We start from the raw sequence: 26,859 nt of genomic DNA on the forward strand, positions 1-26,859 counted from the left end.
ATACATTAATCACATGAATCAAATACTCAGTAACGTAAAAGGGGACCGCTGGATCTGGCTGATCGTCATCCTGCTGTCGGTATTGTCATTGCTGGCTGTGTATAGTTCAACCGGTACGTTGGCTTACAAGCAAGGTAAGGCTACAGAATTTATACTGGTTAAGCATATGGCTATGCTGTTTGGCGGTATTGCGCTGATGTATATCTCGCACCGGATAGATTACCGTTATTATGCAGGTATCTCTAAAATCCTGATGGTAATTACCATTCCGTTATTGCTGTACACCTTACTGTTTGGTAACCACGTAAATGATGCCAGCCGCTGGATAGCTATACCCGGTACAGGGTTAACCTTTCAAACGTCGGATTTAGCTAAACTGGCACTCATCACCTATCTGGCACGTACCCTATCGCGCAAGCAGGAAAACATTAAGGATGTTAAAAATTCCTTTATCCCTATCATGGGCTCGGTTTGTGTGGTATTTATATTGATTGCACTGGCTAACCTTTCTACCGCACTGATGCTGTTTGGAGTAAGCATCTTATTGTTGATCATAGGCCGGATCAGTATCAAGCAGATCTCGGTAGTGTGTTTGGCAGGGGCGGTGTTGCTGGCAGGGGTGATCTTTTTAGGTCCGCGCCGTGCTACTTACGTATCGCGTATCCATGCGTTTATGCACCCCGAACTGGCAAACGCCGATAAGTCGTTCCAGTCCGACCACTCTAAGATAGCCATTGCTACCGGCGGGGTGTTTGGTAAAGGCCCCGGCAACAGTACCGAGCGTAATTACCTGCCGCACCCATATTCAGATTTTATTTATGCAACCATCGTAGAAGAGTATGGTTTAATAGGCGGGTTTGCACTGGTAGGCATTTACCTGTTTTTATTATATCGCTGTATTAAAATTGTAACCAAAGCGCCAAAGGCGTTTGGTGCCTTACTGGCCTGCGGTTTAAGTTTTAGCCTAACCATACAGGCGTTTGCCAATATGGCGGTTGCCGTAGGCCTTGGCCCGGTAACAGGGGTGCCCCTGCCGCTGGTAAGCATGGGTGGTACATCTATTTTGTTCACCAGCGTAGCCTTCGGTATTATCCTATCGGTAAGCCGGGATATTGATGAACCCAAAAAAGTTGTGGTGGGAGAGATAAGCGTAGCACAATAACCCCTACCCAATAAAAAGGAATAGGATCAGATAAAAGTATGAAGATATCAAGTAACCATAAAGACTTTCAAAAACTCCCCTTTCAGGGGGCTGGGGGGCTTCGCCATGGGTAAACGTATCATCATAAGCGGCGGCGGTACAGGGGGGCACATCTTCCCGGCTATTGCTATTGCCAACGCTTTGAAAAAGCTTGACCCCGGTACCGAGATCTTATTTGTGGGTGCCAGCGGCCGTATGGAAATGGAGAAAGTGCCTGCCGCGGGTTACAAAATTATTGGGTTGGAGATCCAGGGCATCCAACGTAATTCTGTCTGGAAGAACGTGATGTTCCCGGTTAAGCTCATAAACAGTGTGCGCAAGGCCATCAAAATTATTAAAGATTTTAAGCCCGATGCCGCTGTTGGCGTAGGTGGCTATGCTTCCGGCCCGCTGTTGTACGCGGCATCTTTAAGGGGCATCCCAACATTGATACAGGAGCAAAACTCTTATGCCGGCATCACTAATAAGTGGTTAGGTGCAAAAGCCAAAAAGATATGTGTGGCTTTTGACGGGATGGAAAAATTCTTCCCGTTTGATAAGATCATCAAAACCGGTAATCCTATCCGCAGGGAATCGGTAAATATAGCGGGTAAGCACATGCAGGCGCTGGAACTGTACAAACTGTCGTCGTTCAAAAAAACGATACTGATAACCGGTGGCAGCCTGGGTGCGCGTACTTTAAATAACAGCATACTGGCCGGTATTGATAAGTTGATTGCTGCTGATGTACAGGTGATCTGGCAAACGGGTAAGTTTTATTATAAAACCATTACCGAACAATTAGGCCCAAACAGGCACCCGGACATTTGCGTGGTAGAGTTTTTAAACCGGATGGACCTGGCTTATGCCGCCGCAGATATCATTATCTCGCGTGCAGGCGCCGGCACCATTGCCGAACTGTGTGTGATCAAAAAACCGGTGATACTGGTGCCTTCGCCAAACGTGGCCGAAGACCACCAAACCAAGAATGCGCTGGCTTTAGTGCAGGATAATGCCGCTATTTTTGTAGCCGACAGGGATGCCGAAGCAAAATTAATAGATAAGGCTCTTGCGCTTTTAAATGATAAGGAATTGCAAAAAACATTAAGCAACAATATTGGTAAACTGGCCCTGCCCGATGCCGATGAGGTGATTGCAAAAGAGGTTATCCAAATAACAAACAACAATTAAATAAAAGCCCCTGCCTTTGGGCAGGGGGCTTTTAAATGGTAATTAGTTATTAGAGAGTATTTAGGATTAGAGATTAGTTAAATATCGATTAATAGATAAGTAAAATAGTGTTGACAGGAAAGGTGTAAAGTGAAACCACTCACCACTTAACCTAATCAACCATTCACCAAACACATGGAATTAAACAACATCAAAAGAGTTTATTTGGTAGGCATAGGCGGCATAGGCATGAGCGGCCTTGCGCGCTATTTCCACCATTTAGGCTGTGTTGTTTGCGGGTATGATAAAACCAGCACCCCACTAACAGATGCCCTGCACAACGAGGGGATTTGTATGCTGTTTGAAGATAAGGCCGATCTGATCCCGATGAATTTTCAGGAGTTGGATGAGGGTACATTAATTATTTATACCCCGGCCATCCCTAAAGATTCGCAGGTGCTTAACTTTTTTAAGCGCAAGGGGTTCGAACTGCAGAAGCGTTCGCAGGTGTTGGGGCTGATCAGTAAAAGCATGTACACTATAGCAGTGGCCGGTACGCATGGCAAAACCACCACATCCTGCATGATTGCGCATATCCTGAAAGATTCGGGTAAGGATTGCTCGGCATTTTTGGGGGGTATCTCATCCAACTATAATACAAACGTTTTGTATGGCAATAACAATATTGTGGTTGTTGAGGCGGATGAATACGACAGATCATTTTTAACCCTGCACCCAGATGTGGCCATTATCACCTCAATGGATGCAGATCACTTGGATATCTACGGCGACCACTCCCAGTTGGAAGAATCGTTCAAGCTGTTTGCCTCACAGTTAAAACAGCGTGGTACATTAATTTACCATAATGGGCTTCCACTGGGTAATGGGGTAACTTATGCAATGGATAACCAGGCGCAGGCCATGGCCACCAATGTGCGCATCCAGGATGGTGATTTTTATTTTGATTTTAACAATGAAGCAGTCAATATCTCCGATATTAAAATGGGTATTGCCGGTTTGCATAATATAGAAAATGCTGTTGCTGCCATACAAGCTGCTTTGCTTGTAAATGTACCTGCAGATGCGATACATCGCGCTTTAGGGTCTTTTAAAGGCGTTAAAAGGCGTTTTGAGTACGTTGTAAAAACCGATCATCACATCTATATTGATGATTATGCCCACCACCCGGAAGAGTTGCGGGCGGCCATAGCATCGGTAAAAAAACTATACCCGGATAAAAAGCTGACGGTGATGTTTCAGCCGCATTTATTTACCCGCACCCGCGATTTTGCCGATGGCTTTGCCGAAGTGCTGGATCTGGCCGATGAACTGCTGATGCTGGACATTTACCCGGCCCGCGAACTGCCCATAGAGGGAGTAGATAGCGATATGATACTCAGCAGGATGAAAATGTTGAATAAACGCAAATGTGGAAAACAAGAAGCTGTTAATATGGTGCGGATTGAAAAACCTGAACTACTTTTAACAGTAGGCGCAGGTGATATTGATACATTGGTGTTGCCCCTAAAACAAGTATTGCAAAATGTTTAAAAAACGCATCTGGAAACCGCTGTTTATTGGTTTTGGCTGGCTGGTTAGCCTGGCCGGCCTGGTGGTGCTTATGAGTTTTATCGAGATTAAGAAGGAAGAACTGGTTTGCAAAAAGGTAAATGTTTACATCCCCGGTAACCAGTATTTTTTAGACAGGCAGGAGATTGATAACATATTGCAAACCACCAGCCATTCGCTTATTGGGCGTAGGTTGAAGAATATTGATATCCATGCGCTGGAAAACAAATTGCGGCATAATCCCTTTGTTGAGTTTGCAAAGGTTTATCTGGATATGGATGGCACTATACAGGTTGAAGTAAGCCAGCGCCAGCCTATACTACGTATCATGAACCGGTTTGACCAGGATTTTTATGTGGACGAGCATGGTTTAAAAATGCCGCTATCGCAAAACTTCACCGCCAGGGTGTTGGTGGTAAATGGCTTTATTGATGAGATGTTTGCCAATAAGGTAGATTCTTTGCATACTGCACTGGCTAAAGAGATTTTTAAAACGGCAGATTTTATACATAAAGATTCGCTTTGGGATGCGCAGATAGCACAGATGTATGTGAACGAGAACCACGAGATAGAACTGGTGCCGCGTGTAGGCAACCAGCGTATATTGCTGGGTAATGCCGATTCGTTAAGCGTTAAGTTTAATAATTTAAAAGTGTTTTACAAGCAGGCGCTGCCACTGGTGGGCTGGGATGCCTATAAGCTTATCAATATTAAGTATTTTAATCAGGTAATCGGCGTAAGGAACGAAACTTTGCTCGATTCTATCAAACGCCGAAAAGAGTTTATGGCAGACTCAGTAAAAAAGGCAACCATTGCAGCATTTAAACAGGATACCACCGGCAGGGGCGATGCTGCGCCGGTGTTAGAGAACATAAAAGAGAAGACATCTATTAAAAACTAATTTATATGGACAAGAGTTCAACACAAGAAAAAAGTTCGCCAATTGTAGTAGGCCTGGATATAGGAACCACTAAAATTTGTGCGATAGTTGGCCGCAGAAGCAAAAACGGCAAGATAGAGGTATTAGGTATAGGCAAGGCGGAGTCGGCAGGTGTAACGCGCGGTATGGTATCCAATATCGATAAAACGGTGCAGGGCATCACCGCAGCGGTTGATATTGCCGGTACGCAGTCTAACGTCGAGATCAGGATAGTTAATGTAGGCATAGCCGGTCAGCATATAAAAAGTTTGCAGCATAGGGGGTTAATCACCCGCAAGGATCTAAGTTCTGAAATAAGCCGCAAGGATATTGATAAACTGGTTGAGGATATGTACAACTTGGTGATGCCCCCGGGCGAAGAGATCATCCACGTATTGCCGCAGGAGTTTACGGTAGATAACGAGCCGGGCGTAAAAGACCCGATTGGTATGGCAGGCGTGCGTTTAGAGGCCAATTTCCACATTATATCCGGGCAGGTTACGGCCATTAAAAATATTGTTAAGTGTGTTAACAAAGCCCAGCTGGAAAGCCAGGAGTTGATCCTGGAGCCTTTGGCATCGTCAGAATCTGTGTTGAGCGACGAAGAAAAAGAAGCCGGTGTAGTTTTAGTAGATATTGGCGGCGGCACAACAGATGTGGCCATCTTTCACGAAGGTATCATCCGCCATACTGCGGTTATCCCATTTGGCGGTAACAGCGTAACCGAAGACATCCGCGAGGGCTGTTCGGTAATGCGCAACATTGCCGAGCAGTTGAAGGTAAGGTTCGGTTCGGCACTGGCAGAAGAGAACAAAGAGAACGAGATTGTTTGCGTACCCGGCTTACGTGGCCGCGAGCCCAAAGAGATCTCGGTTAAAAACCTGGCCTTTGTGATCCAGGCGCGGATGGAAGAAATTGTAGAACACGTGTACTACGAGATCAAATCATCCGGCTACGAAAAGAAACTGATAGCAGGTATTGTGGTAACCGGCGGCGGTGCGCAGTTAAAGCACCTAACCCAGTTAATAGAATATGTCACCGGCCTGGATTGCCGCGTAGGTTATCCTAACGAGCATCTGGCCAAAAACGAAGTATTGCCAAAAGGTACTTATGAAGAATTGCAAAGCCCAACCTTTGCCACGGGTATCGGCCTGCTGATAAAAGGGATCCAGAAAATGGAATACAACGGCTTAACCCAGGCGCCTGCTGCAACAGCTGTTAAAACCGAAAAAACCAAATATACCGACGACAGGAAGTTTGGTTTATTAGGCAAGATCCTGGAATCGGGCAAAAAATTTATTAAGGACGATATAAAAGACGAAGACTTTTTAAAATAAGAGTATGGTTGATTAGGTGAATGGTGAGTAGTTGCATTCCAATAATTATTAACTACTCACCAATACACCACTCATTTTTATTCACATCAAAATACTTTTCCACATTGTGCACATTTGTGGATAAACCTTGTGGAAAAAGTCATAATATTACAATAAGAAAATCTATCTGTTCACCAGAATACATATAGCTGAAAATAAGGATTATGCAGTTTGAGATGTTAAAGGAAAAATCGTCTATCATCAAGGTAATTGGTGTAGGCGGCGGCGGCGGTAACGCGGTAAACCATATGTACAGGCAAGGAATCACCGGTGTTGATTTCATTATTTGTAACACCGATGCCCAGGCGCTTGAACTAAGCCCTATCCCCAATAAGGTACAGTTAGGCGCAAGCTTAACCGAGGGTATGGGCGCAGGTTCTATACCCGAAGTGGGTAAAAACTCCGCTATCGAAAACATCGACGATATTAAGCAAATGCTGGGTTCAAACACCAAAATGCTGTTTATTACGGCAGGTATGGGTGGTGGTACCGGTACAGGCGCAAGCCCTATCATTGCCAAGGCAGCGCGCGAAATGGATATCCTTACGGTAGGTATTATCACCACACCTTTCTCTTTTGAAGGCAAACGCCGTAAAATGCAGGCTGACGCCGGTATGGAAGAGTTGAAAAAATATGTAGATTCTTTCCTGGTGATCTCTAACGACAGGCTGCGCCAGATCTTCGGTAACCTAACCATGAGCTCTGCTTTTGGCCAGGCCGATGATATCTTAACCACTGCAGCCAAAGGTATTGCCGAAATTATTACCCTGCCGGGTTATATTAACGTGGATTTTAAGGATGTGCGCACGGTGATGAAAGACAGCGGCGTATCTATCATGGGCAGCTGCACCGCCGAAGGTGAGAACCGTGCTCTAAAAGCAGTAGAAGGCGCATTATCATCCCCGCTGTTAAAAGATAATGAGATCGAAGGTGCACGTTATATCTTACTGAATATCAGTTCGGGCCTTAAAGAGGTTACAATGGATGAGGTAAGCATCATAACTGATTATATACAGGAAGAAGCCGGCCTGGCTGCAGACCTGATATGGGGTAACTGTGTAGACGAAAACCTGGGCGAAAAACTATCTGTTACCATCATCGCAACCGGTTTCCAAACTAAGGACGAACGCGAGAAAGAAAACAGCAACAAAAAAGTAGTATCGATGCTGGTGCCAGAGAGCGAGCCATTGGTGAAACCGGTAAATGAATTTATTACCCCGGTTAAAGCAAATGCAGAAATGGATACCCAGCCCTTTATGAAACTGAAGGACGAGCCCAAACAAACCGGTTTGTTTGACCTGTTTGCCCGCGCCGAAGAGCAGGATGCTGCAGACAGCGATATTGTTAAGTATAACCTGCATGAAGAAAAGCCCGCGGCCGAAGAAAACGAAGCCTCTGAATTTACCTTTAAGGTAACCGAAACGGTAATGAACTTTGAGCCTGCTGTTGCCAGGGTACAGGCGCCCGAGCCGGAACCTGAGCCCGAAGTGGTTAATGCCGACGATAATAAAACAGACGAATCGATAGAGGAGCAATTACGCAAATCGCGCGAGCGTATTATGCGCTTAAAGGATCTGAGCATGAAGCTGCGCAACGGCAACATTCAGGAGCTGGAGAACATCCCTGCTTACAAACGCAAAGAGATCGCTTTACAGCAAACTCCCGCGTCTGATGAGAGCCAGGTATCCAGGTTCTCTTTATTGCCCGATAGCGAAGGTAAAACAGAGATCAGGAACAACAATTCATTCCTGCATGATAATGTCGACTAATTGATTAAACCCAATATATCAAAGCCCCTCGCAACAATGCAGGGGCTTTTTTGTTACCTTATCAGGTAATAAAAAGTTTAAACGGCGTTTTTATTAAGCTGCTATATTTGCGGCACATTTACATTAATTAGCATTAGGTTTTGGATCTGTTTGATAAGATAAATAAAAATATAGGTGGCCCTATCGGGCAGCACCAAAAGTGGTCGCATGGTTATTTTTCCTACCCGCATCTGGAGGGAGAGATCCATCCGCACATGATGTTCAACGGTAAAAAACATTTGGTTTGGAGCCTGAATAACTACCTGGGCCTGGCCAACCACCCCGAGGTGCGCGAGGCAGATGCCCGGGCAGCTGCAGATTATGGCATGGCTTACCCTATGGGCGCCAGGATGATGTCTGGCAATACCAAACATCACGAGGAACTGGAAGATAGCCTGGCCGTATTCGTAGGTAAAGAGGCCGCTTACCTGCTTAACTACGGCTACCAGGGAATGGTATCTGTTATTGACGCGCTGGTTGACCGTAACGACGTAATTGTTTATGATGCCGAGTCGCATGCCTGTATTGTTGATGGCGTACGCCTGCACATGGGCAAACGCTATGTGTACCGGCATAATGATATGGAAAGCTTTGAAAAGCAGCTGGATCATGCGCAGCGTATTGTTGAAAAAACCGGCGGTGGCATCCTGGTGATAACCGAGGGAGTTTTCGGCATGTCGGGCGCGCAGGGTAAACTGAAAGAGATCATCGCGCTGAAAAATAAATACACCTTCCGTTTACTGGTTGATGATGCGCATGGCTTTGGTACTATGGGCCTTACCGGCGCCGGCACGCACGAGGCGCAGGATTGTGTGGATGGGGTAGACCTTTATTTCGGCACCTTTGCCAAATCAATGGCAGGTATCGGCGCTTTTATAGCCGCAGGCAGCCACATCATCAATTACCTGCGCTACAACATGCGGTCGCAAACGTTTGCCAAGGCATTACCCATACCTATGGTGTTAGGCCTAAAAAAGCGTTTGGAACTACTCAGATCTAACCCTCAGCTGCGCGAAAAACTTTGGACAATTGCCCGCGCATTGCAGTATGGCCTTATACAGCATGGCTTTGATATAGGCGTTACCAACACTATGGTTACCCCGGTGTTTTTAAAAGGCGACCTGACAGAGGCGACCAGCCTTACCATGGAATTGAGGGAGAAGCATGGTGTGTTTTGTTCTATTGTGGTTTATCCGGTTATTCCTAAGGGCTTAATTATACTAAGGCTGATCCCAACTGCCATGCACACGCTGGATGATGTACAGCATACGCTGGAAGCCTTTAGCGCGGTTTCGGCTAAATTGACCGAGGGTAAATACAAAACAAACACTCTTAGTATTGCATAAATGCGCCCGATACATTCTTGCTAATGCATAAATTCGCTTTTAGTAATAATAACTGTGTTTTTTTAGTTAGAAATTAAAATTATGGGTGCTTTTTAAATAATTTAATAATAAAGCCTGTTGGAATAGTAAACCATCAAAATCTGATGCTGTAAAAGAAGCTTATTTTGGGGGCTTACGGACTAAAAATGTGGAAAAAAACCGCTTTTAAGGCACTATTTTGTAGGGCAAAAAGTTTTTTTTTATTAAAAAACACATTAGATTAGCTTTAATTAAAACAATAAACCTCAAAATTAAAAGGAGTATTCACAATGAAAAAATTTACTGAAGTAAAAGAACTGGTTGCATCGTTAGAAGCGGATGCCGACAAATTTTATAACAAAGGTAACAGCGCGGCTGGTACCCGCGTGCGTAAAGGCATGCAAGACCTGAAAAATTTAGCTCAGGCTATTCGTCTGGAAGTTCAGGAAGCTAAAAACAAAGAGGCGTAATAAATAGTCGAAAGCTTATTTTACTTTAACATAAAAAATCCGGGTAGCTACAAGCTACCCGGATTTTTTATTAATGGGTTAGGATGTCATCCTGAGCTTGTCGAAGGACACGCGGAGGGATAATCCGTTACTGGTTCGACAGACTCACCATGACAGGCCCCACAATATCATCCTGAGCTTGTCGAAGGACGCGCGGAGGGATAAGTCCGCCAATGGTTCGACAGGCTCACCATGACAGGCCCCACAATATCATCCTGAGCTTGTCGAAGGACGCGCGGAGGGAATAGTCCGCTAATGGTTCGACAGGCTCACCATGACAGGCCCCACATGTCATCCTGAGCTTGTCGAAGGACGCGCGGAGGGATAAGTCCGCTAATAGGTTGACAGGCTCACCATGACAGGCTCCACATGTCATCCTGAGCTTGTCGAAGGACGCTCGGAGGGAATAGTCCGCTAATGGTTCGACAGGCACACCATGACAGGCTCCACATGTCATCCTGAGCTTGTCGAAGGAGGCGTGGAGGGATAGTCCGCTACTGGTTCGACAGGTTCACCATGACGGGCCCCACAATATCATCCTGAGCTTGTCGAAGGACGCGCGGAGGGAATAGTCCGCTAATGGTTCGACAGGCTCACCATGACAGGCCCCACAATGTCATCCTGAGCTTGTCGAAGGACGCGCGGAGGGAATAGTCCGCCAATGGTTCGACAGGCTCACCATGACAGGCCCCACAATGTCATCCTGAGCTTGTCGAAGGACTTGCAGAAATGGTAATGATTTGATATGCTAACCGGCAGTGCCTATTTCACCACCGCTAATTGCTCTTTTATCTGCTCTGCCGCATCAGCGCTAACCGGTAGCAAAGGTAAACGTAGTGTATCGCCGCAAACTCCCAAGGTTTTCAGGGCTGATTTTACACCCGCAGGGCTGCCTTCGGCAAACATCAGGCGGGTAAACTCTATCATGCTGTAATGCGAAGCCTGCGCTTCCTTAAAATCACCTGCAAGGCATTTTCTGATCATGCTGCTAAACTGCTTAGGCAGGGCATTACCTACTACGGATATTACCCCAACGCCACCCATGGCTATCATTTGCAGGCTGATGGGGTCGTCGCCGGATATCACTAAAAAGTCTTCGGGCTTATCGCGCATCAGCTGGTTCAATAGTTCAAAATTACCAGATGCTTCTTTAATACCGATGATATTCTTAAAATCATTGGCCAGCCTAACAGTTGTTTGCGCACTTACAGATGTGCCTGTGCGGCTGGGTACGTTATACAAAATAACAGGCAGAGGCGCAGCCTCGGCAATAGCCTTGTAATGCTGGTAAATACCCTCTTGTGTGGGTTTGTTATAGTGTGGGCTTGCCGATAGTATAGCATCGTAGCCGGTGGTATCAAAAGCTTGTATTTCTGCAACGGTTTCCAGGGTGTTGTTACCTGCAATGCCTGCAACTAACAACACACGTTTATTCACGGCCCTGGCAGTAAAGGCGAAAACCTGTTTCTTCTCTTCTTTACTCAATGTGGCGCTTTCGCCGGTTGTACCAAGTGACACCAGGTATTCTACCCCGCCGTCAATCAGGTGGCCTATCAGCTTTTGTAAAGCATCATAGTCTACCTGTCCATCTGCCTGAAAAGGAGTGATCATCGCAACTCCTGTCCCGTGAAATTTGTTCATGTGCTCGAAATGTTATAAGTGCGCTAAGATAGTAATTTAGAGATTAGAGGATGGCGTTTAGTGATTAGATTTTTACAGAGTACCGTGGAACGCTGGTGCGAGCTTTCGGCTCGTACTGCGCACAAGATCAGCTTTCGGCTGACGCAAGCTGTCAGCTTGCACTATGCCGCATTACGGGATACGCTGCGCTTAATCTCGCGATAGTGATAATGTTAAATGTAGAGGCACGATGCTTCGTGTCTTTTTCTTTTTAATTCAAAGCCTATATCACCCCGTGCAAAATGCCGCCTTTTTCGCCCATCTTATCCACCAGTTTTTCTACTTCAGGGTCGCGTTCCAGTACCGGGGCGTGGTGTGGTTTAATACGGGCATCAATCATCAGCGGGCCGTTGCAGCCCCAGTGCTTGTGTTCGGTAAAGCTGTTGATGCCGTAAATATCGTGGCTTGGGTTGCTGCGGGTAAAAGTTACCCATACAAAATTATTGATGGTTTGCGCGGTAAAGGCGGCGTCATCACATAAAACCATTAAGGGCAGGCCGCTTAGTTCTGCTTCGGCTAAATGCTCCTGCAAAATCTCCAGCATCAGGGGCATATCGCTGGTGCGGATGTTTTTGGGCACCTCTACAGCCAATACACCTGGCATCACCATTTTATAGTTTACAAAGGGGCGTGGCAACATAAAGGTTGATGGTAATTCGTTCCAGAGTTCCCGTTTGATCTCGCCCGCAACGGTAAAGGCAACCTTGCTGCCGCTGTTTAAGCCGTCGCCGCTGTAGTCAAGCGTATCTATGGTGGTTCGGGTATGAAAATGCAGATCGCGGGTCAGGTCAATCCGTTGCAGAATATGTTTCAAAAATGCGCCGATATCATTCACATCCAATGCAGGGTTATCCTCTTTGGCGGCGATGAACAGGTATTTGGCCAGGCTTAACTGCCCTTTACCTAAAATATGATTGGCAATGGTAATGATCTCTTGCGGGTAGCGCTCTTTTACGTATGGCGTGTAACGTTCGCTGCCAATGGCAAATAAAAGCGGGTGTACACCTGCCGCATCAACAGCGTTTACGGCATGCAGGCCGGGTACCTCTTTAGGGATGGCGCTGCCGGTTATGTCATGGATCAAGGCGCCAAAGCTGGTATCCTCCTGCGGCGGGCGGCCAACTACCGTGAACGACCAGATCGCATCCTTTTTATGATAAACGTTATGCACTTTCATTAATGGGAAGGGATGCGCCAGGCTGTAATAACCCAAGTGGTCGCCAAACGGGCCTTCGGGTTTGTTTTCCATCGGCATCACGGTACCGGTTATCACAAAGTCGGCATCTGCAGAGATACAAAAGCCTTCGTCGTCATAAAAATATCTAAACCGGCGGTTAGCCAAAGCGCCGCCAAAGGTCATTTCAGAAAGGCCCTCGGGCAGGGGCATTACCGCAGCCACGGGGTGCGCGGGCGGGCCGCCTACAAATATGCTCACCTTTAGGGGCTGCCCTTTTGCATTGGCTTTGGTTTGATGCACTCCAATGCCGCGGTGCAACTGGTAATGCAGGCCAATCTCTTTATCCTGCACATAATCGTTACCGCCCAGCTGGATGCGGTACATGCCCAGGTTGGCATGCATAATACCGGGCATATCGGCGTCCTCGGTGTACACCTGCGGCATGGTAACAAAGGGGCCGCCGTCTTTGGGCCAGTTCACTATCTGTGGTAGCTCGCTGATCAGGGTACGGGCAAAATTGATGGGTGCATCCTTATGCACTTTCATGGGCAGGGCAGATAGTGCGGTAAGCGCCGTATTGGCGTACATAAAGGGGTATTTTAAGGCCTTTATGGGGTCGTTTTTAAGTTCAATAAGGGTCTTGATCTTATCCAGCGTATCCCTGAAAATAAAGCGCGACCTATCCAGCGTGCCAAATAAATTAGATACCGCAGGGAACTTGCTCCCCTTTACATTCTCAAATAAAATGGCGGGGCCTTTGTGTTCAAAAACACGCAGGTGTATGGCTGCCATTTGCAGGTAAGAGTCAACCTCTTCTTTTATGCGGATGAGGTGGCCGTTCTTTTCAAGGTCGGTTATGCAGGCCTGTAAACTATTGTATCCCATTTAAGGCCAAATATATTATACAATTTGCTGATTTTAGTGATATTTACGTCATGAAACCGCTTATCGTGTTATTGGCTGTGTTTGGTGTAAGCAGCCTGGCAAGTTTTATTGCCGGCCATCCCGCCGATTATTATTTCTGCGGAAGGCTGGCCATGGGCGTTATGCTGATCTTTGCAGCCACAGCCCACTTTAAGTACACCAAAGGAATGGCGCTGATGGTACCACCGCTTATTCCGTATAAAAATAAGGTTGTTTATGTAACCGGGTATATCGAGGTTTTGGCCGGGATAGGCCTGCTGGTTAAGGCCGTGCGCGAGCCGGTTGCCTGGTTTGTAATCATATTTTTGGTGCTGCTGCTGCCTGCCAATATTTATGCTGCGCAAAATAAAGTAAACCTGCAAAAAGCAGATCACTGCGGCAACGGCTTAAGTTACCTTTGGTTTCGCATACCGCTGCAGGTGTTTTTTATTGCCTGGGTGTATTACTTTGGGGTGATGCATTAAGATAGATTTGAAAATAAGTTAGACGATAGATTTACTTCCTTTTTATCATTAAAAAAGTTATCTTACTTTTACCGTCTCAATTATACCAGCACATGTCGGTACTTATTTTTACTGTAATTATACTTATCGGGGCCTATTTTGCCGGCTTGCTGGGTTCGTTAACCGGGCTTGGCGGTGGCGTAGTTATCATCCCTCTGCTTACCCTTGTATTGGATGTTGATATCCATTATGCCATTGGTGCCTCATTAATATCGGTAATTGCAACATCATCCGGCTCGGCAGCAGCTTATGTTAAAGAAGGTATTACAAACATACGGCTTGGTATGTTTTTAGAGATCGCTACCACAATTGGTGCATTGTTTGGTGCATTAATAGCCGTTTATATCCCTGTACAATACATTGCGATTTTGTTTGGGGTGATATTGATCTTTTCGGCATTAATGTCATTACGTAAAAAGGCCGAAAATATCCTGACCGAACCAACTTACCTGGCAGCCCGGTTAAAACTTTACGGCAGTTACCCCGATGGGAATGGCGCGCAGATAAATTATGGTGTAACCCGTGTAAGCGGCGGCTTTTTTATGATGCTTTTTGCAGGCACCATATCCGGGCTGCTGGGTATTGGGTCGGGCGCGTTAAAGGTGCTGGCGATGGATACCATTATGCGGATCCCTTTTAAAGTATCAACCACCACCAGTAATTTTATGATAGGCGTAACCGCAGCAGCCAGCGCGGTGGTTTACCTGCAACGCGGTTACATAGAGCCGGGGATTGCTATGCCTGTAGTAATAGGTGTGCTATTCGGCGCCATGACAGGTTCTAAGATACTGGTACACACCAAATCATCCCGATGGTTACGCTGGGTATTTGCCGTTGTGGTTACTTTTTTAGCCAGCCAGATGATCTATAACGGCATTACGGGGAAGATTTAGGGAGTAATTGATTAGTGATTGGAGAGTGGTTTCAAAATATTATATTTAGAACTTTAATTTAAAAAGGTAACTACTCACCAGTAAACCATTCACCACTCACCAACCAAATGAAACGCCTTTTCAGCAATCTCACCTTTCAGGTTATTATAGCTATTATACTGGGCATATTTGTGGGCCTGTATTTTAAAGGTTTTGCGCCAACTGCGCAGATGATCAGCAAAATCTTTATCAGTTTAATTACGATGCTGATAGCGCCTATCATATTTTTAACCATTGTGCTGGGTATTGCCGGCATGAGCGATATGAAAAAGGTAGGCCGTGTGGGCGGTAAAGCCCTGTTGTATTTTGAGCTGGTTACCACGCTGGCATTGGTAATTGGCGTTACGGTGGCCAATATACTTAAACCGGGGGCCAATTTTATTAATAACCATGTTAAGGTAGATACCGCCAAACTTGCCGCCTATGAAAAGGCTGCTACCGAGATGAAATGGGGCGATTTTATCACGCATATCGTACCATCTAACGCTTTTGAGGCTTTTGCCAAAGGCGATATCCTACAGGTACTTTTCTTTGCCATATTGTTCGGTTTTGGCTTAAGCCGGATGGGCGAGGCTGGGCAATCCGTTATCGCTACTTTTGATAAGCTATCTAAAGTGTTTTTCAATATCATGAAGATCGTGATGAAGGTGGCGCCTGTTGGTGCATTCGGCGGTATGGCCTACACCATCAGCACCTACGGCCTGGCCACGCTTAAACCATTGGCCATGCTAATGGGGTCGGTATATCTCACGATGTTCCTGTTTGTATTTGTGGTGCTAAACTTTATTGCCTATCTGTTCAAATTCAGCCTGTGGCAATATCTTAAATATATTAAAGAAGAGATCCTGATCGTACTGGGTACCTCCTCATCAGAATCGGCCCTGCCGGGGATGATGGAAAAGCTGGAGAAATTTGGCTGCTCAAAATCGGTAGTGGGTCTGGTTATCCCAACAGGATATTCGTTTAACCTGGATGGTACCACTATCTACCTGTCTATGTCGGTAATATTTTTGGCGCAGGTGTTTAAAATAGATCTTTCTATAGAACAGCAGCTTACCATTATCGGGATCCTCATGATCACCTCCAAAGGCGCAGCAGGGGTTACCGGCAGCGGTTTTATTGTGCTTACCTCTACACTGGCCGCTATCAAAGTTATCCCGGTAGAAGGGGTGGCTATCCTGCTTGGGGTTGACCGCTTTATGAGCGAGGCACGCGCCATTACCAACGTAATAGGCAATGGCATAGCAACCATTGTAGTGGCTAAAAGCGAGAAAGAGTTTACAACGCCAGCTTGCGGATAAGTGATAGTTAATAAGGATTTACAGTATGCATATCTGAGATAAAAAAGCAAATTCAGAATCGATTTGCAGCGAGTGATTTTTATTCATCATCCCTGATTCTTTTTAAATGTTGAATGTCTTCCAAATCTTTTTTTCGAGCAGTTGCCTCTTTGTCTTTCATTAAATTATAGTAATCCATAAAATGAATTTGAGTTCCTTCAACTTCAACGGTCTCTTTACTTCTGTTCGCATCGGAAAACTTAATTTTTGCTTTAATTTCGGGTAAAATATCAAGAGTAAAATCGTCAAGTTCGTACTTGAAAAATGATCTTTTTGGATCTGGATTCTGCTCTTTTTCAAACTCGGTAACATCTTCACCTAAGTCTTTTATAACTTTTAAAATATTATAATAATTTTCATAAGTTGGGTTATACCAAACATCTATGTCTGGTTTATCTGTAATTTCTCCATTTGTATTTGTAGAGAGTCTATAGTAACCATTGAGGGCAACAGCAGTTCCTCCAACAAGCATATATTTAACGTTGTAAGTTTCCAGCGTTTTACAGACTGCTAATAAACTATTTTTAAAGTTTTCCTTCACATTTAGTTACTTAGACTTACTGATCTTCCATTGAATTCGGACAGATTTAATAAATTCTTCAAATGCATTATGTTTTTCTAAACTCAACGAATAGTCTATTGTATTCCTTTCATGGGATTTCAGTTTTTCGAATGTTTTAAATTTTTTAACTGATTTCATCATCATGTTTTATTTTACAAGTATAAATATACATTATTTTTTATAGGCATCAACTTTAATTGTGTCTGCTTTAAACTCCGGTTTGGTTGGTTTATTAGTATCATTAGGCTTTTCTTTGAATCTTCTTAAGCTGTCTTTAATGTAAAATACCAGGTTATAATCGGTCATCATGTCTATCTGTGCAGGGGTAGGGCGGTACTCGGTAATAAAATCGTCCAGCGTATCGCCCTGTAACCGGGTAATGCGCGCAATCAGGTTGCGGTTAAAGCGCTGGCTGGTATGGTCTTCGCGTTCGTAACGCAGCATGGTTTGCTGCAGGTGGTATTGCCTGGTGTTCTTTTTATTGATAGATTTAAACAGCGAGAGCAGATCTACCGTTGCCCAGGCAAAAGGCACATTAGTGGCCGTAGGCCTCATGATCTCGGTAAAAGCCGGGCCTTTAAAAGCAAACTCTTTGGCAAACTGCTTACGGTTATTTACGCTATCGCGGATAAAATTGCGTTTAGCCATAATAGCCACTTCATTTAAACGGATGGATTGCTGCTCCAGCTCGATCATCTTTAACCTGCCGCTCCAGGGGCTTATCACCCGGGTATAGGTTTTATACCCCATCGTTTTAATTTTAAGGGTATCGGTTACTTTGGTGATCCTGAGGGTAAAGCTGCCCTGCTCGCTGGTGAGTACATTGGTGTTTGATGCGCTTACCACAATATATTCGAGCGGTTTACGCGTTTTTTTATCTATAACTATTCCGCTAACCAGTTGTGCGCTGGCATCAATGCTAAAAAGCAGTAACAGGGCAAACAGCAGTTGTTTCATAAGTATAAGGTTGTGCTATAAATTTACGTGCTATATTTTATAAACACCAGCGTTTAACACATTTTAACATCATTAATTACCGGTTGACTATAGCAAAAATGTAATTTTTGAAAAATTAACCCATTAAAGGGTGGAGGGGCGATTTTTTTTTTAGCTTTGCCATACAAAAACTAAAAAGCCGATGAGCGTTCTCGTAAATAAAAATTCTAAAGTTATAGTACAGGGTTTTACCGGTAAAGAAGGTTCTTACCATGCCGAGCAGATGATTGCTTACGGTACACAGTTAGTTGGTGGTGTTACACCGGGTAAAGGTGGCCAAAGCCATTTAGACAGGCCTGTTTTTAACACGGTTAAAGATGCGGTTGACCAAACCGGCGCCGATGTATCTATCATTTTTGTACCGCCCGCTTTTGGTGCCGATGCCATTATGGAAGCTGCCGAAGCAGGTATTAAAGTTATTGTATGTATCACCGAAGGTATCCCTACAAAGGATATGATTGCGGTAAAAGAATATTTAGCCGATAAAGACAGCCGCCTGATTGGCCCTAACTGCCCCGGTATCATTACGGCTGATGAAGCTAAGATCGGTATTATGCCGGGCTTTATCTTTAAAAAAGGTAATGTAGGTGTGGTATCAAAATCAGGTACGCTTACTTATGAGGCGGTTGACCAGGTTGTTAAAGCCGGTTTAGGTATTACCACGGCTATTGGTATTGGCGGCGACCCTATTATAGGCACCCCAACCAAAGAGGCTGTTGAGTTTTTAATGAACGACCCGGAAACCCACGGTATCATTATGATTGGTGAGATTGGCGGCGGTATGGAAGCTGAAGCTGCCCGCTGGATCAAAGAATTTGGTACAAAACCGGTTGTTGGCTTTATTGCCGGCCAAACTGCGCCTCCGGGCCGCCGCATGGGCCACGCAGGTGCTATTGTTGGCGGTGCCGATGATACAGCTGCGGCTAAAATGAAGATCATGAGTGAGTGCGGTATCCGTGTAGTAGAATCGCCTGCTGAAATTGGCGCTGCTATGGCAGAAGAACTGGCTAAATTAGTATAACTAATAGAATCAAGAAGTAAGAATTAAGATTCAAGGTATAGAGAAATCCCGGCCAATTTTGGCTGGGATTTTTTGTGTTTAATCTATTCGTTGCATACTTGTTTTTAGCATCTCATACTGCTTAGTGACAGTTATAGAATATTCTAAAAATTCTTACATTCGGTAAATTCAGGTTCAGACAAATTATCACCATGAGAAAATATCTCGCCTTATTCCTGTTAGCATCTACCGCCACCTTTGCCCAATACAAACCCGCCGCCTTTACCGACCCGGACAGGCTCAAAAAAAATAGAAGCAACTTTCCCGGTTATCGATAAGCTGTACAAGCAATACGCGGCAGATAACCATTGGCCGGGTATGGCTTTTGGTATTGTGGTAGATGGTAAACTGGTGTACACGGGCAATACCGGTTATACAGATATCGATAACAAAACCCCCGTTACCTCTAAATCAGATTTCCGGATAGCATCTATGACCAAGAGCCTCACCGCTATGGCCATCCTGAAGCTGCGCGATGCAGGTAAACTAAAGCTTGACGACCCGGCCTACCTCTACATCCCCGAGATGAAAAACAATAAGTATCTTACTAAAGATGCCACACCGATAACTATCCGCCACTTGCTTACCCATTCGGCCGGTTTTCCGGAAGATAACCCCTGGGGCGACAGGCAGCTGGCCGTATCTGATGCACAGTTAATAGCCATTTACAAAAAAGGCGTTTCGTTTTCTAACAACCCCGGGCAGGGGTACGAGTATAGCAACCTGGGTTTTGCTACGTTGGGTTATATTATTAAAAAGGTATCGGGCAAAACCTACGAGCAATATATTACCGACAATATTTTAACCCCCCTGGGCATGATACATACCTACTGGGAATACAGCGAGGTGCCAAAGGAGCAGCTTGCCCACGGTTACCGCTGGCTGGATAATAAATGGGTTGAACAGCCCTTGCTGCACGATGGGGCCTACGGTGCTATGGGCGGATTGATAACCACGATAGAAGATTTTAGCAAATACATAGCTGTACACCAAAACGCCTGGCCTGCTAGGGATGATGCCGAAACCAGCCCGGTAAAACGCAGCTCTGTCCGCGAGATGCAATACCCATGGAATGTAAATTATCTTACAGCAAATGCAAAAACACCAAATGGCCGGCTCTGCCCAACGGTATCGGCGTATGGTTATGGCCTGCGCTGGGCAAAGGATTGCGATAACCACGTTTATGTAGGCCATAGTGGTGGTTTACCCGGCTTTGGCAGTAACTGGAATATTATGCCCGATTACGGGATTGGTGTGATATGTTTTGCCAATCTTACCTATGCGAATGCAGGGAGGATAAATAATATAGCTTTAGATACTTTATTGTCGCTATCGCATATAGAGCCCCGCAAATTGCCGGCCTCGCAAATCCTGACGCAGCGCCGCGACGAGTTGGTGAAACTGTTACCCAACTGGAATAACGCCAAAACCTCGGGCATTTTTGCCGTTAACTTTTTTATGGATTACTTTACCGATAAACTAAAAGCCGAAGCAACTGATGTATATGCCAGGGCAGGTAAAATAGTAAGCATAGGCGAGGTGATGCCCGAGAATAACCTGCGCGGTTATTTTATCCTAAAAGGCGAGAAAGCGGATGTACGTGTGAATTTTACCCTAACACCAGAGAACCCGGCGTTGATACAGGAGTATCATATTGGCATAAACCCCTAATCCCCTGAAAGGGAAACCCTTTTTGTCATGCTGAACAATAGTAAAGCATCTGTTTTACGCTCCCGCGAGTTTAGCGCAGCGAAACTCGTGGGTTGCACCGGGTAAGCTTTCAGCTTATATTCAGCTGAAAGCCGAAGCCATGCTGTACCATGAGTTGAAAGCTCATGCAGCGGATTTTGAACAGTCAAAACCATGTAAACATCCGCTTTGCAAACAAAATTTGCGCACTATTTGTCGTATATTTATGTAGATGGATTATGAAAGCAGACGCTCAAATCACTAATTCGATCAATCACTAATTCACTAAATAAACATGGCATACAATCAATTAACACCCGAAGAAGAATATATTATTTTACATAAAGGGACCGAGCGCCCGTTTACCGGCGAATTGCTGGATAATAAAGCTGAAGGCGTTTATGTTTGTAAACGCTGCGATACACCGTTATACACATCTGAGTCTAAATTCGAGTCGCATTGCGGCTGGCCAAGTTTTGATGATGAGATACCCGGTGCCGTTAAGCGGATAACAGATGCCGACGGCCGCCGTACCGAAATACTTTGTAATAACTGCGGCGCTCATTTAGGCCACGTTTTTCAGGGCGAATACCTTACGCCTAAAAATACCAGGCACTGCGTAAATTCATTATCCATGAAATTTGTACCTGTCGACGAATTGAAAAAATAAGCAAGTAAAAAAGCTTAACAGCCGTCGAACAATTTATAATCCCCGCCGATTTTTTGGCTGGGATTTTTTCTTTTTCCACAATGTGTTTTGTTTAAAAACAGGCTGTTGTTTTAACAGATTTCGGCGTGGTAAAACCGCCTTTTCAGGGTAGTTTACCTTAGCTACCTGCCTCGCCTTTAAGGGTGTTAAGTAAATGTTTATATCCTGCAAATTTTTCTGATTTTTTATTTTTCATAACCTAAAACCGATAATCGGGTTGCGTTAACCTGCTGTTTTATAACTGCTTAAATTTCTTGTCATCAACAATAATTTTAATGCGACTGAGCAAAGTGTGGACAACTTATAGGTGATGTTTAAAACTTAGACTAACGTTAAATGGCATCATAGCCTATCTTTGAATTACAAGTTCTTTTAACGCTGTCTGATGTTGTCGATAGTTCTATTGATACAGAAAAGAAAAGACCATGCTTACATGGGCTAATGTGCTGCTAAAAATATTTTAGAAACGATTAGTGCGGGTTGTGAAAGGTGAGTAAATAAACGCAAAAAAGCAATTTAAAGCGTTTAGTTAAATACTCACATGGCATTCGTGTCTGTTGTCGGCCCGGTACAAAAGCAGGGTAAAATGGTGTTGTTAGGCGGTGAAAGAATTTTAATAAATAATATAAGGAAATTGTTGATATGGCAGAGGAAACAGAATTATTATTAAAGGAAAATAAAGATCGCTTTGTGATCCTCCCGATTAAATATCCCGCTATCTGGGAAATGTATAAAAAAGCCGAAGCCAGCTTTTGGACGGCCGAAGAGATCGACCTGTCTGACGATTTAAAGCACTGGGAAAATCTTAACCCGGGCGAGAAGCATTTTATATCGCACATCCTGGCATTTTTTGCCGCAAGCGATGGCATCGTGAACGAAAACCTGGCCATCAATTTTATGAGCGAGGTACAGTTGCCAGAGGCGCGTTGTTTTTACGGTTTCCAGATCATGATGGAAAACATCCATTCAGAAACCTACGCCTTACTCATTGATACTTATATAAAAGACCCGGCCGAAAAAGACCGCCTTTTCCATGCTATTGATACCGTACCATGTGTGGGTAAAAAGGCAGAGTGGGCACTTCGCTGGATAAACAACGGTAGTTTTGCCGAACGTTTGGTAGCATTTGCAGCTGTAGAAGGGATCTTTTTTAGCGGTAGTTTCTGCTCTATCTTTTGGTTAAAGAAACGTGGCTTAATGCCGGGCTTAACCTTTAGCAATGAGCTGATCTCCCGTGATGAAGGTTCGCATTGCGAGTTCGCCTGTATGCTTTACAAAATGCTGGATAATAAACTGTCTACAGAGGCTGTAACTAAAATTATTACAGATGCGGTAGAGATTGAGAAAGAGTTTGTGAACGATGCCTTACCGGTAAGCCTGATAGGAATGAATGCCAAACTGATGAGCCAGTATATTGAATTTGTGGCCGACAGATGGTTAGACGAGTTGGGCTATCCTAAAGTGTACAATGTATCTTGTCCGTTTGATTTTATGGAGATGATAAGCCTGCAGGGTAAAACCAACTTTTTTGAAAAACGTGTTGGCGATTACCAAAAAAGCGGCGTAATGAACAGCAGTGCAGAAAGCAAAGCATTTTCACTGGACGAGGATTTTTAGGGGTTGGCGATTAGTGACCGGAGATAGAGATTAGTTTAAAGCTGATCAGAATCAGTGAGGTCATTCTCCGGTCGGTGAAATCAACAAAAAGAAAACAATAAACTAATTAAATAATTACCCCTGTCGGGTTGGCAGGGAATAAGGAGGTGGCAATAAAATGTTTGTATTAAAAAGAGACGGAAGAAAAGAGTCGGTTAAGTTCGACAAGATCACAGCGCGTATAGAAAAGCTGTGCTATGGGTTTAAATTGGTTGACCCGATAGATGTAGCGAAGAAAGTGATTGAAGGCTTGTTTGATGGTGTTACCACCTCCGAACTGGATAACCTTGCAGCTGAGACGGCAGCATCGCTAACCACCAAACACCCGGATTATGCCTTGCTTGCCTCACGTATAGCGGTGTCTAACCTCCACAAAAACACCACCAAGTCGTTCTCTGAAACCATGAAACGTATGTACGAGTACGTTGACAAAAAAACAGGTAAAAATGCCGCCCTATTAGCCGATGACGTTTACGCCATCATTCGCGATAATGCCGAGATACTGGATAGCAGCATTATTTACGACCGCGATTTTGGTTTTGATTACTTTGGCTTTAAAACTTTAGAAAAATCATACCTGTTAAAAATAGACGGTAAAATTGCCGAGCGTCCGCAGCACCTTTTCATGCGCGTATCTGTGGGTATCCATAAAGAGGATATCGAAAGTGCTATCAAAACCTACAACCTGATGAGCGAGCGCTGGTTTACCCACGCTACACCAACCTTATTTAATGCCGGTACACCAAAACCTCAAATGTCGTCGTGCTTCCTGCTAACCATGAAGGATGACAGCATCGAGGGTATTTACGATACACTTAAACAAACGGCCAAAATCTCGCAAAGTGCGGGCGGTATAGGCCTAAGCATCCACAATGTGCGTGCAACAGGTTCATACATCAGCGGTACAAACGGTACCAGCAATGGTATTATCCCGATGCTGAAGGTGTTTAACGATACCGCGCGTTATGTAGACCAGGGTGGTGGCAAGCGTAAAGGCGCTTTCGCTATTTACCTGGAGCCATGGCATGCAGATATATTTGAATTTTTAGACCTGCGCAAAAACCATGGTAAAGAAGAAATGCGCGCCCGCGATCTGTTCTACGCCCTTTGGGTATCTGACCTGTTTATGCGCCGTGTAGAGGCTAACGAAGAGTGGACATTGTTTTGCCCGCATGAAGCACCGGGCCTGGCAGATTGCCACGGCAAGGAGTTTGAAGCCCTTTACGAGCGTTACGAGAAAGAAGGCCGCGGTCGTAAAACCATTAAAGCGCAAGAGCTTTGGTTTGCTGTGTTGGATGCACAGGTAGAAACCGGTACACCGTACCTGTTATACAAGGATGCTGCTAACTTAAAATCTAACCAGCAAAACCTGGGTACTATCAAAAGCTCCAACTTATGTACCGAGATCATGGAGTACACTTCTGATAAAGAAGTTGCAGTATGTAACCTGGCTTCGTTAGCATTGCCACGTTATGTGATCAACGGTGAGTTTGACCATGCTAAATTATACGAAGTAACTTATCAGGCTACTTTAAACCTGAACAAGATCATCGACAATAATTATTATCCGGTTGTTGAGGCTGAATACTCTAACCTGCGCCACCGCCCAATTGGATTAGGTGTGCAAGGCTTGGCCGATGCCTTTATCCTGTTGCGTTTGCCGTTTGAAAGCGAAGAAGCTAAACAATTGAACAAAGAGATCTTTGAAACCATTTACTTTGCTGCCATGACGGCGTCTAAAGACCTGGCTATAAAAGACGGTGCTTACCAAACGTTTAAAGGCTCGCCTTTATCTGAAGGTAAGTTCCAGTTTGATCTTTGGGATGTTAAACCGGCCAGCACCCGTTGGGATTGGGATAACTTGCGCCTTGATGTAATGAACCATGGTGTGCGTAACTCCCTGTTAGTAGCACCTATGCCAACTGCATCAACATCACAGATATTGGGTAATAACGAGTGCTTTGAACCATATACCTCAAACATATACACCCGCCGGGTATTAAGCGGTGAGTTTGTGATTGTGAACAAACACCTGCTGCGCGACCTGGTTGACCGTGGCTTGTGGAACAACGGCATGAAAGACAGGATCATTACCGCGAACGGTTCTATCCAGGATATTGCAGAGATCCCTGCCGATATCAAGGAACTTTATAAAACCGTTTGGGAGATCAAGATGCGTAACATCATCGATATGGCTGCCGATAGGGGCGCTTATATCTGCCAGTCGCAGTCGCTTAACCTGTTTATTAACTCGCCAAACGCATCTAAACTGACTTCAATGCACTTTTATGCATGGAAAAAAGGCCTTAAAACAGGTATGTACTACCTGCGTACCCAGGCAGCATCGCAAGCGGTTAAATTTACCGTAGAGAACCAGGGCGGCAAAAACATGGAAGCCGTTATACCGGAAGTTGTTGCAGACAGCAGCGAACAAGAAATGCCGGCCGGCCCATCTTGCTCTATGGAAGAAGGCTGCGTTACCTGCTCTGCATAATTAGCCTAATACTCTATATATACACATATAAGTAGTCGGAAAGTCAGAAAGTCCGCATAAGTCCGAAAGTTAAAAGATGTTTTATCATCTTTGCTTTCGGACTTTTTTAATTACAAATAATAGCTTCCCGGACTTTCGGTCTTACCGACTTCCGGACTTTACAATGATCATATCCGCGAAACACGAAATACTCCACTGCGACCGCTGCAGCGCACCTTTTGAATGTAAAGCCAATTCATTCACCAAGTGCCAGTGTAGTACCGTGCAGTTAAGCATCAACGAGGTGCAATACGTAAGCGAACTATATGATGGATGCCTGTGCGCCAATTGTTTATTGGAGTTGCAGAAAGAATATCAGGAGGGTTTGTAAAGCGTTACGTTGATCTTTTGCTTTAGATACGCTTACCTTTTTATACTGATTTTTTTCTTTCCGCGTAAAATAAATTCTGTAAATTAGATGGCTTAAACTATGCCTTATTTTACAATGTTCCCTAATTTTATCAAAAACTCCATTCGCCGGGTTTACACTTTACTTGTTGTTTTACTGATTATTATCTGGTTGCCTGCAAACGCACAGCACCGTGGTTCGGCAGGTATAAATGCCGATGGGGATGTGTTAAGCGGCAGCAGCCACAATAGCGGTGGTTATATAGCGCAGGATGGCTGGTTAATAGCCCTCAACTTAGGGTACGAATCTCCCCTGGGCGATATGAAAGAGATCTATAAAGGCGCCCCTACATTTGGGGTAACGGTTGGCAAGCGTATGGGTAGTTTAGTATATACGGGCACGGTTGATTACCGCGTTTACAAGCCCATCCAAAGCAACATCAGCTATACCGATGATTTATATTCTTATACGGCAACGTATGGTAATTATTCGGGCATAGGTTTATACGCCGGTGTTGCGTATGAACTGCCTTTGGGTAGTTCGGCAACGATGTATGGCGGTATAAACGGTGGATACATTATTGCGAGTTTTAAAATGACCATACAAGGCGACGGAATAGACGGTTCAACAGAATCAGCAGGTAGCAGTGTTACCTACATTGCACCTAAGCTTGGATTTAACTTTGCAGTAAGTAATAGTATGAGTATCGGCTTAGAGGCCAGGTATAGCCTGGGGACCGTTGGCGCCAATTATAATAGCCGTGAGGGCGGCACGGTTACGCCGGGCTTTAATTCCTACGCTGGGAATGTATTTTTGATCCATAGCTTTTAATTAAAGCGGTGCACTGGTTAGGC

General features: G+C 44.8%; 22 protein-coding genes. 18 read left to right on the top strand and 4 right to left on the bottom strand.

Features of this window, described 5'->3' with window-relative positions; all coding sequences use genetic code 11:
- The first annotated feature begins 13 nt into the window (after nt 1–13).
- The 8 genes from E2R65_RS07610 to E2R65_RS07645 all read left to right on the top strand — a co-directional run bounded on the left by E2R65_RS07610 (nt 14) and on the right by E2R65_RS07645 (nt 9,856).
- Entirely contained in the window at nt 14–1,162 is a 1,149-nt protein-coding gene (locus E2R65_RS07610) for an FtsW/RodA/SpoVE family cell cycle protein (protein ID WP_134335881.1), read from the top strand.
- A 105-nt stretch (nt 1,163–1,267) separates the two neighbouring features.
- Entirely contained in the window at nt 1,268–2,371 is a 1,104-nt protein-coding gene (murG, locus tag E2R65_RS07615) for an undecaprenyldiphospho-muramoylpentapeptide beta-N-acetylglucosaminyltransferase (protein ID WP_134335882.1), read from the top strand.
- 174 nt (nt 2,372–2,545) lie between these two features.
- Nucleotides 2,546–3,901, top strand: a complete 1,356-nt coding sequence (gene murC / locus E2R65_RS07620) for a UDP-N-acetylmuramate--L-alanine ligase (protein ID WP_134335883.1) — start codon at nt 2,546–2,548, stop codon at nt 3,899–3,901.
- A complete protein-coding gene (locus E2R65_RS07625) occupies nt 3,894–4,820 on the top strand; it encodes a cell division protein FtsQ/DivIB (protein ID WP_134335884.1) in 927 nt (308 codons plus the stop codon). Before murC ends, E2R65_RS07625 begins: the two co-directional genes overlap by 8 nt.
- A gap of 5 nt (nt 4,821–4,825) precedes the next feature.
- Nucleotides 4,826–6,175, top strand: a complete 1,350-nt coding sequence (gene ftsA / locus E2R65_RS07630) for a cell division protein FtsA (protein WP_183500323.1) — start codon at nt 4,826–4,828, stop codon at nt 6,173–6,175.
- Nucleotides 6,176–6,378: 203 nt separating this feature from the next.
- The gene (gene ftsZ, locus E2R65_RS07635; protein ID WP_134335886.1) at nt 6,379–7,983 is read left to right on the top strand and encodes a cell division protein FtsZ; all 1,605 of its coding nucleotides are present in this window, start codon (nt 6,379–6,381) and stop codon (nt 7,981–7,983) included.
- Nucleotides 7,984–8,123: 140 nt separating this feature from the next.
- The gene (locus E2R65_RS07640) at nt 8,124–9,368 is read left to right on the top strand and encodes an aminotransferase class I/II-fold pyridoxal phosphate-dependent enzyme (protein WP_134335887.1); all 1,245 of its coding nucleotides are present in this window, start codon (nt 8,124–8,126) and stop codon (nt 9,366–9,368) included.
- A 308-nt stretch (nt 9,369–9,676) separates the two neighbouring features.
- Nucleotides 9,677–9,856 carry a histone H1-like protein gene (locus tag E2R65_RS07645; protein ID WP_022830046.1) on the top strand — a complete coding sequence of 60 codons (180 nt, stop codon included), beginning with the start codon at nt 9,677–9,679 and terminating at the stop codon, nt 9,854–9,856.
- 801 nt (nt 9,857–10,657) lie between these two features.
- Here E2R65_RS07645 and dapA read toward each other — a convergent pair.
- Both dapA and E2R65_RS07655 read right to left on the bottom strand, forming a co-directional pair.
- Entirely contained in the window at nt 10,658–11,536 is an 879-nt protein-coding gene (gene dapA, locus E2R65_RS07650; protein ID WP_134335888.1) for a 4-hydroxy-tetrahydrodipicolinate synthase, read from the bottom strand.
- Between the two features lie 262 nt (nt 11,537–11,798).
- Entirely contained in the window at nt 11,799–13,637 is a 1,839-nt protein-coding gene (locus E2R65_RS07655) for a UbiD family decarboxylase (protein ID WP_134335889.1), read from the bottom strand.
- 50 nt (nt 13,638–13,687) lie between these two features.
- Here E2R65_RS07655 and E2R65_RS07660 point away from each other — a divergent pair, with 50 nt between their 5' ends.
- The 3 genes from E2R65_RS07660 to dctA all read left to right on the top strand — a co-directional run bounded on the left by E2R65_RS07660 (nt 13,688) and on the right by dctA (nt 16,412).
- Nucleotides 13,688–14,140, top strand: a complete 453-nt coding sequence (locus E2R65_RS07660) for a DoxX family protein (protein WP_134335890.1) — start codon at nt 13,688–13,690, stop codon at nt 14,138–14,140.
- 92 nt (nt 14,141–14,232) lie between these two features.
- Entirely contained in the window at nt 14,233–15,072 is an 840-nt protein-coding gene (locus E2R65_RS07665) for a sulfite exporter TauE/SafE family protein (protein WP_134335891.1), read from the top strand.
- A gap of 107 nt (nt 15,073–15,179) precedes the next feature.
- A complete protein-coding gene (dctA, locus tag E2R65_RS07670; protein WP_134335892.1) occupies nt 15,180–16,412 on the top strand; it encodes a C4-dicarboxylate transporter DctA in 1,233 nt (410 codons plus the stop codon).
- 79 nt (nt 16,413–16,491) lie between these two features.
- Here the strand turns inward: dctA and E2R65_RS07675 are convergent, their stop codons facing one another.
- Entirely contained in the window at nt 16,492–16,992 is a 501-nt protein-coding gene (locus E2R65_RS07675) for a hypothetical protein (protein ID WP_134335893.1), read from the bottom strand.
- Nucleotides 16,993–17,184: 192 nt separating this feature from the next.
- Entirely contained in the window at nt 17,185–17,970 is a 786-nt protein-coding gene (locus E2R65_RS07680; RefSeq protein ID WP_134335894.1) for a carboxypeptidase-like regulatory domain-containing protein, read from the bottom strand.
- Nucleotides 17,971–18,151: 181 nt separating this feature from the next.
- Between E2R65_RS07680 and sucD the strand changes: the two genes are divergently transcribed.
- From sucD to E2R65_RS07715, 7 genes are all read left to right on the top strand, one after another.
- Nucleotides 18,152–19,030, top strand: a complete 879-nt coding sequence (sucD, locus tag E2R65_RS07685; protein WP_134335895.1) for a succinate--CoA ligase subunit alpha — start codon at nt 18,152–18,154, stop codon at nt 19,028–19,030.
- Between the two features lie 237 nt (nt 19,031–19,267).
- A complete protein-coding gene (locus tag E2R65_RS07690) occupies nt 19,268–20,740 on the top strand; it encodes a serine hydrolase domain-containing protein (protein ID WP_204986290.1) in 1,473 nt (490 codons plus the stop codon).
- Nucleotides 20,741–21,053: 313 nt separating this feature from the next.
- Nucleotides 21,054–21,428 (top strand): methionine-R-sulfoxide reductase, encoded by a 375-nt coding sequence (locus E2R65_RS07695; protein WP_134335896.1) that lies wholly within the window; start codon nt 21,054–21,056, stop codon nt 21,426–21,428.
- Nucleotides 21,429–22,109: 681 nt separating this feature from the next.
- Nucleotides 22,110–23,084, top strand: a complete 975-nt coding sequence (locus E2R65_RS07700) for a ribonucleoside-diphosphate reductase small subunit (protein ID WP_134335897.1) — start codon at nt 22,110–22,112, stop codon at nt 23,082–23,084.
- Nucleotides 23,085–23,241: 157 nt separating this feature from the next.
- Nucleotides 23,242–25,617: a ribonucleoside-diphosphate reductase subunit alpha gene (locus E2R65_RS07705; protein WP_134335898.1), complete on the top strand. Its 2,376-nt coding sequence runs from the start codon at nt 23,242–23,244 to the stop codon at nt 25,615–25,617.
- A gap of 163 nt (nt 25,618–25,780) precedes the next feature.
- Complete coding sequence (locus tag E2R65_RS07710) at nt 25,781–25,987, top strand: cysteine-rich CWC family protein (protein WP_134335899.1); 207 nt, start codon at nt 25,781–25,783, stop codon at nt 25,985–25,987.
- Nucleotides 25,988–26,086: 99 nt separating this feature from the next.
- Nucleotides 26,087–26,836, top strand: coding sequence for a hypothetical protein (locus E2R65_RS07715; RefSeq protein ID WP_134335900.1), 750 nt, complete (start codon nt 26,087–26,089; stop codon nt 26,834–26,836).
- The last annotated feature ends 23 nt before the right edge of the window (nt 26,837–26,859 follow it).

This window comes from Mucilaginibacter phyllosphaerae (genome assembly GCF_004378255.1).
GTDB lineage: Bacteria > Bacteroidota > Bacteroidia > Sphingobacteriales > Sphingobacteriaceae > Mucilaginibacter > Mucilaginibacter phyllosphaerae.

What these genes read in the sequence shown, in the direction of transcription:
- E2R65_RS07610 (WP_134335881.1), top strand. Translation starts at nt 14, where the DNA reads ATGAATCAAATACTCAGTAACGTAAAAGGGGACCGCTGGATCTGGCTG.
- murG (WP_134335882.1), top strand. Translation starts at nt 1,268, where the DNA reads ATGGGTAAACGTATCATCATAAGCGGCGGCGGTACAGGGGGGCACATC.
- murC (WP_134335883.1), top strand. Translation starts at nt 2,546, where the DNA reads ATGGAATTAAACAACATCAAAAGAGTTTATTTGGTAGGCATAGGCGGC.
- E2R65_RS07625 (WP_134335884.1), top strand. Translation starts at nt 3,894, where the DNA reads ATGTTTAAAAAACGCATCTGGAAACCGCTGTTTATTGGTTTTGGCTGG.
- ftsA (WP_183500323.1), top strand. Translation starts at nt 4,826, where the DNA reads ATGGACAAGAGTTCAACACAAGAAAAAAGTTCGCCAATTGTAGTAGGC.
- ftsZ (WP_134335886.1), top strand. Translation starts at nt 6,379, where the DNA reads ATGCAGTTTGAGATGTTAAAGGAAAAATCGTCTATCATCAAGGTAATT.
- E2R65_RS07645 (WP_022830046.1), top strand. Translation starts at nt 9,677, where the DNA reads ATGAAAAAATTTACTGAAGTAAAAGAACTGGTTGCATCGTTAGAAGCG.
- dapA (WP_134335888.1), bottom strand. Translation starts at nt 11,536, where the DNA reads ATGAACAAATTTCACGGGACAGGAGTTGCGATGATCACTCCTTTTCAG.
- E2R65_RS07655 (WP_134335889.1), bottom strand. Translation starts at nt 13,637, where the DNA reads ATGGGATACAATAGTTTACAGGCCTGCATAACCGACCTTGAAAAGAAC.
- E2R65_RS07660 (WP_134335890.1), top strand. Translation starts at nt 13,688, where the DNA reads ATGAAACCGCTTATCGTGTTATTGGCTGTGTTTGGTGTAAGCAGCCTG.
- E2R65_RS07665 (WP_134335891.1), top strand. Translation starts at nt 14,233, where the DNA reads ATGTCGGTACTTATTTTTACTGTAATTATACTTATCGGGGCCTATTTT.
- dctA (WP_134335892.1), top strand. Translation starts at nt 15,180, where the DNA reads ATGAAACGCCTTTTCAGCAATCTCACCTTTCAGGTTATTATAGCTATT.
- E2R65_RS07680 (WP_134335894.1), bottom strand. Translation starts at nt 17,970, where the DNA reads ATGAAACAACTGCTGTTTGCCCTGTTACTGCTTTTTAGCATTGATGCC.
- sucD (WP_134335895.1), top strand. Translation starts at nt 18,152, where the DNA reads ATGAGCGTTCTCGTAAATAAAAATTCTAAAGTTATAGTACAGGGTTTT.
- E2R65_RS07695 (WP_134335896.1), top strand. Translation starts at nt 21,054, where the DNA reads ATGGCATACAATCAATTAACACCCGAAGAAGAATATATTATTTTACAT.
- E2R65_RS07700 (WP_134335897.1), top strand. Translation starts at nt 22,110, where the DNA reads ATGGCAGAGGAAACAGAATTATTATTAAAGGAAAATAAAGATCGCTTT.
- E2R65_RS07705 (WP_134335898.1), top strand. Translation starts at nt 23,242, where the DNA reads ATGTTTGTATTAAAAAGAGACGGAAGAAAAGAGTCGGTTAAGTTCGAC.
- E2R65_RS07710 (WP_134335899.1), top strand. Translation starts at nt 25,781, where the DNA reads ATGATCATATCCGCGAAACACGAAATACTCCACTGCGACCGCTGCAGC.
- E2R65_RS07715 (WP_134335900.1), top strand. Translation starts at nt 26,087, where the DNA reads ATGCCTTATTTTACAATGTTCCCTAATTTTATCAAAAACTCCATTCGC.